At 69.1% G+C, this 12,707-nt stretch carries 9 protein-coding genes; all 9 read left to right on the top strand.

Annotation, left to right across the window (positions count from 1 at the left end):
* The first annotated feature begins 109 nt into the window (after window positions 1–109).
* The 9 genes from TFU_RS05520 (at window position 110) to ftsZ (ending at window position 12,669) form a co-directional block, all read left to right on the top strand.
* Entirely contained in the window at window positions 110–1,714 is a 1,605-nt protein-coding gene (locus TFU_RS05520; protein ID WP_011291552.1) for a UDP-N-acetylmuramoyl-L-alanyl-D-glutamate--2,6-diaminopimelate ligase, read from the top strand.
* A gap of 354 nt (window positions 1,715–2,068) precedes the next feature.
* Window positions 2,069–3,481 carry a UDP-N-acetylmuramoyl-tripeptide--D-alanyl-D-alanine ligase gene (gene murF / locus TFU_RS05525; protein WP_011291553.1) on the top strand — a complete coding sequence of 471 codons (1,413 nt, stop codon included), beginning with the start codon at window positions 2,069–2,071 and terminating at the stop codon, window positions 3,479–3,481.
* Window positions 3,478–4,533 carry a phospho-N-acetylmuramoyl-pentapeptide-transferase gene (mraY, locus tag TFU_RS05530; RefSeq protein WP_011291554.1) on the top strand — a complete coding sequence of 352 codons (1,056 nt, stop codon included), beginning with the start codon at window positions 3,478–3,480 and terminating at the stop codon, window positions 4,531–4,533. Before murF ends, mraY begins: the two co-directional genes overlap by 4 nt.
* 3 nt (window positions 4,534–4,536) lie before the next feature.
* On the top strand, window positions 4,537–5,949 hold the full coding sequence (murD, locus tag TFU_RS05535; protein WP_041427854.1) for a UDP-N-acetylmuramoyl-L-alanine--D-glutamate ligase: 1,413 nt from the start codon (window positions 4,537–4,539) through the stop codon (window positions 5,947–5,949).
* 199 nt (window positions 5,950–6,148) lie between these two features.
* Entirely contained in the window at window positions 6,149–7,525 is a 1,377-nt protein-coding gene (gene ftsW / locus TFU_RS05540) for a putative lipid II flippase FtsW (protein WP_011291556.1), read from the top strand.
* Complete coding sequence (gene murG, locus TFU_RS05545) at window positions 7,522–8,661, top strand: undecaprenyldiphospho-muramoylpentapeptide beta-N-acetylglucosaminyltransferase (protein WP_011291557.1); 1,140 nt, start codon at window positions 7,522–7,524, stop codon at window positions 8,659–8,661. The genes ftsW and murG overlap by 4 nt, the downstream gene beginning before the upstream one ends.
* A complete protein-coding gene (murC, locus tag TFU_RS05550) occupies window positions 8,658–10,076 on the top strand; it encodes a UDP-N-acetylmuramate--L-alanine ligase (protein ID WP_011291558.1) in 1,419 nt (472 codons plus the stop codon). Before murG ends, murC begins: the two co-directional genes overlap by 4 nt.
* A 66-nt stretch (window positions 10,077–10,142) precedes the next feature.
* Window positions 10,143–10,877, top strand: a complete 735-nt coding sequence (locus TFU_RS05555) for a cell division protein FtsQ/DivIB (protein WP_011291559.1) — start codon at window positions 10,143–10,145, stop codon at window positions 10,875–10,877.
* 382 nt (window positions 10,878–11,259) lie between these two features.
* Window positions 11,260–12,669, top strand: a complete 1,410-nt coding sequence (ftsZ, locus tag TFU_RS05560; RefSeq protein WP_011291560.1) for a cell division protein FtsZ — start codon at window positions 11,260–11,262, stop codon at window positions 12,667–12,669.
* Window positions 12,670–12,707: the final 38 nt, after the last annotated feature.

Below are 12,707 nucleotides of genomic sequence, written 5' to 3' on the forward strand. Positions count from 1 at the left end.
GCGCCGCGGCGGGCCCGGAAGCCGGGGGCGGTACCGGTGCGCCCCGGCTCCTGCGCGACGTTGACCTCCACTAGCGGTGAACCGATAACCTCACGAGGTGTCACCCGTAATGCGACCCGAACACGTCCAGCCACGTCTGCTCTCCGAACTCGTCCCACTGCTCGGACCGGACGCCTTCGTTACTTGTGTCGACCCCGCGGAGCCGCCCCTGGGCACCGCGCCCACCCCTGCCGCTACTGACCTCGAACAGGCCAGCAGCGTGGACTCGGTGGTGGTGACCGGTGTCACCCACGACTCCCGCGCGGTACGCCCCGGGGACCTGTACGTGGCCGTCCAAGGGCAGCGTGTCCACGGCGCTAAATTCGCCGCCCAGGCAGCCCGCGCCGGCGCGGCGGCTGTGCTCACCGACCCCGCTGGATACGACCGCGCCGCCGCCACCCGGCTGCCCGTCATCACCGTGCCCGACCCCCGCTCCCGGCTCGGGGACGTGGCCGCCTGGATCTACGGCCATCCGGCTCGGGAACTGCTGCTCATCGGCACCACCGGAACCAGCGGCAAGACCACGGTCAGCTACCTGGTGGAATCCGGGCTGCGCGAGGCAGGAATGCGCACCGGTCTGGTCGGCACCGTGGAGATCCGGGTCGACGACGAGCGCATCGACTCTTCCCTGACCACCCCGGAGGCCACCGAACTGCACGGCCTGTTCGCCCTCATGCGGGAGCGCGACGTGGCCGGCGCCGCCATGGAAGTCTCCAGCCACGCCCTGGCCCTGGGCCGGGTGGCCGGAGTGCGCTACGACGTCGCCGTGTTCACCAACCTCTCCCAGGACCACTTGGACTTCCACGCCGACCTGCACGACTACTTCGAAACCAAAGCGCGGCTGTTCACTCCCGAATTCGCCAAAGTCGCCGTGGTCAACCGGGACGACTCCTTCGGGCGGACCCTCATCGACCGGATCACCGAACAGGGCGCGATCCCCGTCACCACGTTCTCCGCCACCGGCGACACGGCAGCGGACTGGTATGCCACCGACGTCGTGCTCGAAGCGGGCGGCAGCCGGTTCCGGGTGGTCGGCCCCGGAGGCATGGCCATGGACGCTTCCGTGCGGCTGCCGGGCCCGTTCAACGTCGCCAACGCCATGGCCGCGATCGTCGCCCTCATCGAAGCGGGAGTGCCGCTCCCCACCGCGGTGGCAGGCGTGGCCGCGGCCCGCGGCGTGCCGGGCCGCATGGAACGGGTCGACGAAGGACAGGACTTCACCGCCATCGTCGACTATTCGCACAAACCCGGGGCGATTGAGGCGGTTCTCACATCGCTGCGCCCCATCACCGAAGGGCGCCTCACCATCGTCGTGGGCTGCGGCGGCGACCGCGACCGGGGGAAACGCCCGCTCATGGGCGAGGCAGCGGCCCGCCTGGCCGACGCGGTCATCCTCACCGACGACAACCCGCGCAGCGAAGACCCGGTCACCATTATCACCAGCATGCTTGAAGGCGTGGCGAAAGTGCCTGTCGCGCAGCGCGCCCGCATCACCGTGGAACCGGACCGGCGGACCGCGATCGAACTGGCCGTGACCCGTGCCCAGCCCGGAGACGTCGTGGTCGTGGCCGGCAAAGGGCACGAACGCGGCCAGCACGTGGGGGACCGCATCCTCCCCTTCGACGACCGGGACGTGCTCCGCGAAGCGATCCGCGCCCGACTCGACACCGACTGACCTGCGCAGACCCCGCAAGGGAATGACGCCGGCGCGGGTGGGGACTCCGCGTGAGGGCCCGCAGCCCGCTGCCGTTCGCCACGCGCGGACGGCGTGTCGGACACTTCCCCACCCTGCCGGTTTTTTCGGCGTTAAGGTTCAAAACGGATCTCACTCATGCCACATTCGGGTCTGAGCGCAACCCGGGTGGGCGATCTTGTTCTAAGGTTAGGTGCGGCAATTCTCAGCCCGGCACCGTGGCGTCCGCATGCCGCTTTCGCGGCTTTTGGGCAGCATCCCCATTTCTCGCACGCTGTTCACTGGCAATCACGACGCTTCCAGCGTGGTGGACCGGGCCCGACATGAGGAGTGGATTTGATCGCGCTGACGCTCGATCGGATCGCCAAGATCACCCGATCACGACTACGCGGATCGGCGCAGCCCACGGACACTGTCGACGGCCCGGTGGTCATCGACTCGCGGGAGGCCGCTCCTGGTTCGCTGTTCGTTGCCTTGCGAGGCAGCCGTGTCGACGGCCACGACTTCGCTGAGGCCGCGGTCAGAGCCGGAGCGACAGCCGTTCTGTGCTCCCGCCCCGTGGACGCGCCCCATCTGCTCGTCGACGGCGGCGACGACGCGGTAGTAGCGGCACTGGCGAAGCTGGCGCGCGCGGTCGTAGCGGAACTCCCCGACGCGGACATCATCGGCGTCACCGGGTCGTCGGGGAAGACCACGACAAAAGACCTGCTCGCTCAGACGCTGCAGCGGATCGGCCCCACCGTCGCGCCCCCGGGATCGTTCAACAACGAAATCGGTCATCCGCTCACCGTGTTGCGGGCGGACCAGACCACCCGTTTCATCGCGTTGGAGGTCGCCGCGCGCGGCGTGGGACACATCGCGCACCTGTGCCAGATCGCGCCGCCACGCATCGGAGTCGTGCTCAATGTCGGCAGCGCCCACATGGGCGAGTTCGGCAGCCGGGACACCATCGCCCAGGCCAAAGGCGAACTCGTGGAAGCGCTTCCCGCGGCCGCGCAAGGAGGGGTCGCCGTCCTCAACGCCGACGACGACGCCGTCATCGGCATGGCCTCGCGCACCGCAGCGCGAGTCGTGAGCTACGGCCTGGCCCCCGACGCCGACGTGCGGGCTGAAGGCATCGCCCTAGACGAACGCGGGCGTCCTCGCTTCACCCTCGCCATCGGCGAGGACACCGCCCCCGTGAGTCTGCGGCTCGTCGGCACCCACCAAGTGCACAACGCCCTGGCCGTCGCCGCAGTCCTCCGCGAACTCGGCGAACCGGTCACCGCTATCGCCGCGGCACTGAGCGAAGCCGGACCGGTGAGCCGCTGGCGCATGGAGGTCACCGAGCGGCCTGACGGCGTAACCATCGTCAACGACGCCTACAACGCCAACCCCGAATCCATGAGTGCGGCACTGCGCACCCTGGCGACGCTGGCCTCCGGCCGCCGCGCTTTCGCGGTCCTCGGCCACATGGCCGAACTCGGCTCCGCGCACCGGACCGAACACGAACGGATCGGACGGCTGGTGACCGAAAGCGGAGTGGACGTCCTCATCACCGTCGGAGAGCAGGCCGCGAGCATCGCGGACGGCGCCGCCTCCGTTGCCGACTGGAAAGGGGAGACCGTCACGGTCGCCGACGTGACCGAGGCGGTCGCGGTGCTCAAAGAGCGTCTCAGACCCAAGGACATCGTCATGTTGAAGGGATCACGAGTGGCTGGGCTGGAGCAGGTAGCCGAGCAGCTGATCGATGTGGAGGCGGCTGAATGACCGGCATCATCGCAGCTGCGGGGATCTCCCTGCTGGTCTCCTTCCTCCTCCTGCCCCCTCTGATCAGGATCCTCTACCGGTTCAAGTTTGGACAAGAGATCCGCGACGACGGTCCGCAAGGCCACAAGACCAAGCAGGGCACGCCCACCATGGGCGGTATCGCCATCATCTTCGGCACGGTCGTCGGCTACTTCGGCGCGCACGCGGTCACCATGACACCGCCGACCGTCTCCGGCGTGCTGGTGATCCTCCTGTTCGTCGGGCTGGGCTGCGTAGGATTCCTCGACGACTTCATCAAGATCTACAAGCGCCGCAGCCTGGGCCTGCGCAGCGGTGCGAAAATGCTCGGCCAGATCATCGTGGGCGTAGGGTTCGCCATCGGCGTCACCATGTTCCCCAACTCCTACACCTACACGCCGGGCTCCACCCACCTGTCCCTGCTGCGCGACTTCGGTCCCCCCATGGCCGTGTGGCTGTTCGTGATCTGGGCGCTGCTGCTGATCGTGGCCACCTCCAACGCGGTGAACCTCACCGACGGCCTCGACGGCCTGGCCACCGGAGCGACCATCCTCTCCCTCGTCGCCTACGTCATCATCGGCAACTGGCAGCTCCGCCAGAGCTGCATCAACGCCCTGGAGCCCAACTGCTACACGGTGCGCGACCCCCTCGACCTGGCCGTGGTCGCCGCAGCCGCGCTCGGCGGGTGCATCGCCTTCCTCTGGTTCAACGCACCCCCCGCCAAGATCTTCATGGGCGACACCGGCTCGCTCGCGCTCGGCGGCCTGCTCGTGGGACTGGCCATCACCACCCGCACCCAGCTGCTGCTGCTGGTCATCGGAGGTCTGTTCGTCCTCATCACCGCCTCGGTGATCATCCAGGTCGGCTCCTTCCGCCTCACCGGGAAACGGGTGTTCCGCATGGCGCCCCTCCAGCACCACTTCGAGCTGAAAGGGTGGGCCGAAACCACGATCGTGATCCGGTTCTGGATCATTCAAGGGCTGTTCGTCGCCGCAGCGATGGCCTTGTTCTACCTGGAATGGATGCCTCGATAAGCGATGAGTGACACCGCGATGGAGCTGAGGGGACGCCGGGTCTGCGTCACAGGACTGGGGGTCTCCGGACCCCCTGTCGCCCGAGCACTGCTGAAACACGGGGCGCACGTCACCGTCGTGGAAGGCCGCGACGACGACGTGAACCGGGAACGCGCCCGCACCCTGCGAGAACTCGGCGCCACCGTGGAACTCGGTGAGCCCACCACACTCCCCGCGGGAACCGACCTCGTCGTCACCTCACCCGGCTGGCGGCCCGACGCGCCCGTCCTGGTCGCGGCGGCCGACGCCGGGGTCGAGGTGATCGGCGACGTCGAACTGGCCTGGCGGCTCCGCCCCGCCGGCCAGGTCTGGCTGGCCGTCACCGGCACCAACGGCAAGACCACCACGGTGCGCATGCTCGAAGCGATGCTGCGGGCCGACGGGCGGCGCGCCCTCGCCGTCGGCAACGTGGGCACCCCCGTCATCGACGCGGCGCTCGCCGACGGCCCCGACCGCTGGGACATCCTCGCCGTGGAACTCTCCAGCTTCCAACTCCACTGGTCCGCCACCGTGCAGCCGCACGCGGCCGCGATCATCAACCTCGCCCCCGACCACTTGGACTGGCACGGAGGCATGGAACCCTACGCGGCCGCCAAGGCCAAGGTCTACGGCGCCGGCACCATCCGCATCGTCAACGCCGCCGACCCTGCGCTGCGCGAGCTCGCCGAAACCCACGGCGACCCCGCTGCACCGCTCGTCGGATTCAGCCTGGACGTGCCGCGCGCCGGAGAACTCGGACTCGTCGAGGACCTGCTCGTCGACCGCGCTTTCGTCGCCAACCCGCGCACCGAGGCCACCGAACTCGCCACCCTGGCCGACGTCACCCCCCGCGCACCGCACAACGTGGCGAACGCGCTGGCCGCCGCCGCACTCGCCCGGTCGATCGGCGTCGCCCCGGAGGCGGTGCGCACCGGACTGCGGAACTTCCAGCCCGAACCGCACCGCATCGCCCACGTGGCCACCATCGACGGGGTCGACTACGTCGACGACTCCAAAGCGACGAACGCGCACGCCGCCGCCGCTTCGCTGGCCGCCTACCCCTCGGTGGTGTGGATCGCCGGCGGCCTCCTCAAAGGCGCCGACGTCACCGGCCTGGTGCGGCAGGCCGCGAGCCGGCTGCGCGGCGTCGTCCTGCTCGGCGCCGACCGGCACCAGTTGCGGGAAGCGCTCGACACGCACGCCCCCCACGTGCCTGTCGTGGACGTGGCCCGCACCGACGAAGGCGCCATGGCTGAAGTGGTGGCCGCCGCGGCCCGGCTCGCCCAGAAAGGCGACACCGTGCTCCTCGCCCCCGCAGCAGCCTCCATGGACATGTTCACCAACTACATCGAACGGGGTGAAGCGTTCGCCCGAGAAGTCCGTGCACTCGCCGGCTGAACCCTCAACCGCCACCGGCCCCGCCGAAAACCCGTGAACTTTTTGGCGGGCCGGTGCGTCTGCGAAGACATGGAGTCAGAAAAAACCCCAACACGCCGGTTATGTGCATGTCCTCGGCCCTGCTAACCGCCAAACTGGTGCAGCACGGTGCATCACGCACCCCATGGAGTGCTCAGGCGGCGTGGGAGGGAGGAGGGACATGGCGGCCACCACACCGGTTTCCTCGGCTACGGGGGGAAGAGGCGCCGGCGCGCGCAGAAGAACGCGGAACGCGAAGACGGACGGCGCCGTGCTCAGCCGGGTCAAGGAGTTCACCCGGCTGCTGGACCGTCCCCTGACCTCCTACTACCTGCTGGTCGGCAGCAGCGTCCTGCTCATCGTGCTCGGCCTGGTCATGGTGCTGTCCTCCTCCATGGTCGACTCCTACACCGAGACCGGCTCCGCGTTCTCCCTCTTCTTGAAGCAGGCGGTTGCCGCGCTCATCGGCATCCCGCTGATGCTGCTGGCCTCCCGGCTGCCTCCGCGGACTCTGCGGCTGCTCGGCGGACCGCTGCTCCTGGTGTCCATCGTGCTCCTGGTGATCACCACGTTCCGCGGAGTCGAATACTACGGGGCCACCCGCTGGCTCAACATCGGCGGGATCACCGTGCAGGCGTCCGAACCAGCCAAGCTCGCCTTCGCGCTGTGGGGAGCGAACCTGCTGGCCCGCAAAGAAGAACTCCGGGAACTGACCGAATGGCGGCACCTGCTGGTCCCGCTGCTGCCCGTCTGCGGAATCCTGGTGCTGCTCGTCCTCATGGGCAGCGACCTGGGCACCTCGTTCGTGCTGATGGCTGTCCTCGTGGCGCTGCTGTGGATCATCGGCGCCCCCGGCCGCCTGTTCTTCGGAGTGGTCGGCCTCGTCGGACTCCTGGTCGCCATCATGATCGCGGTCGAACCCTACCGGCTGAAACGCCTCACCGCCTTCCTCAACCCGGAAGCCGACCCGTTCAACAGCGGCTACCAGTTGCTGCACGGCCTGTACGCGCTGGGCACCGGCGGCCTCCTGGGCGTCGGTATCGGGGCGAGCCGAGAGAAGTGGGGCCACCTGCCCCACCCGGAGAGCGACTTCATCTTCGCCATCATCGGCGAAGAGTTCGGCCTGCTCGGTACGCTGCTGGTGATCGGGCTTTTCGGGGTTCTTGGCTACTCGGGGCTGCGGGTCGCGGCCCGGACCACCGACCCGTTCGTCCGACTGTCCGCGGTGGCGATCACCACGTGGATCTGTGTGCAGGCGATGGTCAACATCGGCACGGTCATCGGGGTGCTCCCGGTGACGGGCATCCCGCTACCCTTCGTTTCAGCCGGGGGATCGTCACTCATCCCCACAATGTTGGGCATGGGGGTCCTACTGGCGCTAGCCCGGAACGAGCCCGCCGCACGCAGCGCACTCAGTGCTCGAGGCCCTACATACCCCCAAAGGGCTCTAAGCTGGCTTGGCCTGGGTAACAGCGCGGGCCGCACAGCCCCAGGCGCTGACCGGGCTCCTAAGACACGCCCGACGCAGGTTCAAGCGAGGAGGAATCGGCGACGATGAGGGTAGTCCTCGCCGGCGGCGGCACGGCCGGACATGTGGAACCCGCACTGGCACTGGCCGATGCGCTACGGCGGATCAACCCTGACACCCAGGTGCTGTGCCTGGGTACGAAGCGAGGACTGGAGCAGCGGCTCGTCCCCATGCGGGGCTACGAACTGGCGGAGATCCCCGCTGTCCCGCTGCCCCGGAAGCTCACCCCCCAGTTGCTTTCCGTCCCCGGCAGGCTGGCCAACGCGATCAGCACCGCAGCCAAGCACCTGGACCGTGTCCAGGCCGACATCCTGGTCGGTTTCGGCGGCTACGTGGCCACCCCGGGATACTTGGCTGCACGCAGTCGCCGCATCCCGATTGTGGTCCACGAAGCCAACCCGCTGCCCGGCCTGGCCAACCGGCTCGGCGCCCGGCTCACCCCCCACGTGTTCACCGGGCATCCGCACACGGAGATCCGCAACGGCCGCTACATCGGCATCCCCCTGCGGACCCGGATCTCCAACCTGGACCGGCTCGCTGTGGGCGACAAAGCCCGCTCCAAGTTCGGGCTCCGCCCCGACCTGCCGACCCTGCTGATCTTCGGCGGCTCCCAGGGGGCCCAGGCCATCAACCAGGCCGCTTTCGACAGCGCCGAAGACTTCTACCAGGCAGGCATCCAGGTGCTGCACGTGGTCGGCCCCAAGAACGCGGACGGCCCCGAAGACCGCACTCGGGGCGGCGTGCCCTACGTGGTGGTGCCCTACGTCGACGAGATGGAGCTCGCGTACGCAGCGGCCGACATCGCCATGTGCCGCTCGGGGGCGCTCACCTGTGCGGAACTGACCGCGGTGGGCCTGCCCGCCGTGTTCGTCCCGCTCGCGATCGGTAACGGGGAGCAGCGGCTCAACGCTGAACCGATCGTGCAGGCGGGCGGCGGCCTCATGGTCGCCAACTCGGAGCTGAGCCGCGACTGGATCAGAGAGCACCTCATCCCGCTGCTCACAGACACTGATCGAATCGTGGCCATGTCGGAGGCCGCGGCGCGGCTGGGACGCCGGGACGCCGACATGGCGCTGGCCCGCGAGGTCATCGCGATCGCCCGCGGGGAACGGCCGACTCCAGAGATGCCCATCGACTATTCGGAGGAATCGGGGGACACCCGATGAGCCTGGTCGAACCGACCGAACCGGTCGAAGTCGACAAGCTGGGCCGCGTCCACTTCATCGGCATGGGGGGCGCGGGCATGTCCGGAATCGCGCGCGTGCTGCTGCAGCGCGGCGTGGAAGTGTCCGGCAGTGACGCACGGGACAGCGCCCTGCTCCGGGAACTGGAGGAGCTCGGCGCGACCGTCCACGTCGGCCACGCCGCCGAGCACGTGGGGGACGCCGACACGGTCGTCGTCTCCTCCGCGATCCGCGACACCAACCCGGAGCTCGTGGAAGCACGCGCCCGCAACCTGCGCATCCTGCCGCGCGCCGCGGCCCTCGGCGCACTGCTGCTGGGCCGCTGCGGGGTCGCCGTCGCGGGAACCCACGGCAAGACCACCACCACGTCCATGATCACCGTGGTGTTGCAGCACCTGGGGGCCATGCCCGGGTATGTCATCGGCGGGCAGCTGGTCACCACCGGGCTCGGCGCTGATGCGGGCGCGGACGACATCATCGTGGTGGAGGCCGACGAAAGCGACGGCTCCTTCCTCATGCTTTCGCCCCGCGTCGCGGTGATCACCAACGTCGAAGCCGACCACTTGGACAACTACGGCGACCTGGAAGAGATCCACGACAAGTTCGCCGCATTCATCGGCCGCGTGTCCGAAACCGTGGTGGTAGGGGTGGACGACCCGGGGGCGCGCCGGGTCGCCGAGGTCGCCCGCCAGCGGGGGCTGAAAGTCCTCACCTACGGCGAAGCCGACACGGCCGACTACCGGGTCCGCGACATCACCGTGGACGGGTTCACCACGATGTTCACCATCGACCCGCCCACCGGGGACCCGGTGCACTGCACCCTTCCCCTGCCCGGCCGGCACAACACGCTCAACGCCGCTGCCGCTGTCGCTGTCGCCGACACCATCGGCTACGACCCTGAAGTCGCGGTGGAAGGACTCGCCGAATTCGCGGGGGCGGCCCGCCGCTTCGAATTCAAGGGCGAAGCGAACGGGGTGAGCGTCTACGACAGCTACGCCCACCACCCCACCGAGATCGCCGCCGATTTGGACGCCGCACGCGCCGCACTCGACTCGCAGGCCGCCAAGGGCGGGAAGGCCGGCCGGATCGTGGTGCTGTTCCAGCCCCACTTGTACAGCCGGACCCGCATCTTCGCCGAAGAGTTCGCTGCCGCGCTCACCAAGGCGGACGAGGTCGTCGTCCTCGGGATCTACGCTGCCCGCGAAGACCCCGAGCCGGGGGTCACCGCCGAGCTGATCACCGAGCGCATCGGCCACGACCGGGTCTACTACCGTCCCGACCGCGACGCCGCGGTCGAATGCGTGGTGTCGGTGGCGCAGCCAGGCGACATCGTGCTGACCATGGGCGCCGGGGACGTGACGGAGCTCGGCCCGCGCATCGTCGAAGCCCTCGGATAAGCCGGGCCCGGCGCGGGCGCCGCGGTATGCTGCCGCAGTCGACCACCGGGGAGCGGAGGGAGGAGGGTGACGGTCGAAGAGCGGAGCAGCGCAGCGGTCTCCGACGAGGGCGCGTCCCGGCCGGACCCGTGGCAGGCCGCCTTCATCATCCTGCTGGTGAGCGGCCTGGTCGGGGCAGTGCTGTGGGTGCTGTTCGGCTCGCGCCTGCTCGCCGTCCGCCAGATTGAGGTCACCGGCCTGGACCGCCTCGCGGAGACCGAAGTGCTGGCGGCCGTGGATGTGACCCCGGGGACCCCGCTGGCCCGGGTGGACACCGACGCTGTGGCGGCGCGAGTGTCCGAACTACGCCTCGTGGACTCCGTGGACGTGCAGCGCGGCTGGCCCGCCACGCTCCGTGTCGCGGTGACCGAACGCGTCCCTGTCTTCGCGCTGGCCGCAGCAGACGGCGGCTACCTCCTCGTGGACCGGGAAGGGGTGTGGGTGGAGAAGAGCGAAGCGGAGCCGGAAGGCTACCCGCTGCTCCACGTATCCGGCGACGTCGAAGGCAACCCCGCGGTGGCCGACAGCGCGCTGGTGCTTGCCGCACTCCCCGACGCTCTGGCCGCGGATGTGGCAGCCGTGGTGGCGACCGACCGGGCCCGCCTCACCCTGGAGTTCACCACCGGGGCCACAGCGATGTGGGGAGACACCGAACGGGCAGCGGACAAGGCCCGCGCCCTGGAAGTGCTCATGGCGCAGCATCCCCCTGAACCGGGACGCCACTACGACGTGAGCGCTGAAGGGGTGGCGGTGGTCCGGTGATCTTCCTAACCCTGCCTGCCCAGGGCGGGATGGACGGTGCGCTTACTGGCGTATCCGACACCGAAGTGCGCGACACGCCGATAGGCTGAAGCGGTGGTTAGTTGCCCGTTACCAGGGTGGCGGCTTACTGTCAGAAAGCACAGTCTTTAGTTGACATAACGACAAGCATTCCCGTGCCACAGTGATGGTGCGGGCGGGACGTGGACGTGCCCGCACGGTCCATGCCCCACCCGGGCATCTCCCCGGAGGCGCCCGGAACCACGAAGCAAGCAGAACCGGACAGCTTTCGCGCCGAACCGGTTCCGGGAGGGACGTCCCCCACGGCCGATCCTCCCGGAGGGGCGGCGCGGCTGGCAAGAAGCGAGCGGAAAGGCCCCTCGTCGTGGCAGCACCGCAGAACTACCTCGCGGTCATCAAAGTCGTCGGGATCGGCGGCGGCGGTGTCAACGCCGTCAATCGCATGATCGAAGAGGGTCTCAAGGGCGTCGAATTCATCGCCATCAACACCGACGCTCAGGCGCTGCTCATGAGCGACGCCGACGTGAAACTGGACGTCGGCCGTGAACTTACTCGAGGTTTGGGAGCGGGCGCCAACCCCGATGTGGGGCGTAAGGCGGCTGAGGACCACCGCGAAGAGATCGAAGAGGTCCTCAAGGGCGCCGACATGGTCTTCGTGACCGCCGGTGAGGGAGGAGGCACCGGCACGGGCGGCGCCCCGGTAGTCGCCAACATCGCTCGCTCCCTTGGAGCGCTCACCATCGGTGTCGTCACCCGCCCGTTCAGTTTCGAAGGCAAACGGCGCGCCACCCAGGCTGAGGCGGGGATCGCGATGCTGCGTGAGGAAGTAGACACGCTCATCGTCATCCCCAACGACCGCCTCCTGTCGATCTCGGACCGGCAGGTGAGCGTCCTCGACGCCTTCAAAGCCGCCGACCAGGTGCTGCTGTCGGGTGTGCAAGGCATCACCGACCTGATCACCACCCCCGGGCTGATCAACCTGGACTTCGCCGACGTCAAGTCGGTCATGTCCGGGGCGGGCTCGGCTCTCATGGGGATCGGATCGGCACGCGGAGACGACCGCGCGGTCGCAGCAGCCGAGATGGCGATCTCCTCGCCGCTGCTGGAAGCCAGCATCGACGGCGCCCACGGAGTGCTGCTGTCGATCCAAGGCGGTTCCGACCTCGGCCTGTTCGAGATCAACGAGGCAGCACAGCTCGTCGCCAACTCCGCGGCCGCGGAGGCGAACATCATCTTCGGTGCGGTCATCGACGACGCGCTCGGCGACGAAGTGCGGGTCACGGTTATCGCCGCCGGGTTCGACGAACCCCAGGTGGAGTCGCCATCCCCCACCCCCTCCCGTGCGGTCAGCGCACCGACCACGCCCGCGGCGCCAGAGCGGTTCACCCCGCCACCGCCTCCTCCGCCGCCGCTGCGTACTGTGGAGCCGCCCCGCTCCGAACCGCCGACGCCGAGCCTGGCGCGCGACCCCCGTCCCACGACGGAACCGGACAGCGGGGCTGAGACGGCAGCGGAACCGGCCGCAACAGAGGAACCGCAGTCGGACAGCGCGGCAGCCAGCGAGGCCAAGGAGACCAAGGACACGCCGGCGAATCGGGACGAAGACCGGCCCTACCGGCCCGGAGGCCTCTACCCCATGGGAGGGGAGGGCGGGTACACCCGTCCCCGGGTCTCCGACAGCCCGTTCTCCCGCAGCGGTGAGATCCCCACACCGCGACGCCGCGTCGTCTTCGACGAAGGCGACGACCTCGACGTCCCCGACTTCCTCAAATAGCCGCATCCGGGCCGGTCCTCGCGGACCGGCCGCACCGT

Source organism: Thermobifida fusca YX (assembly GCF_000012405.1).
GTDB lineage: Bacteria > Actinomycetota > Actinomycetes > Streptosporangiales > Streptosporangiaceae > Thermobifida > Thermobifida fusca.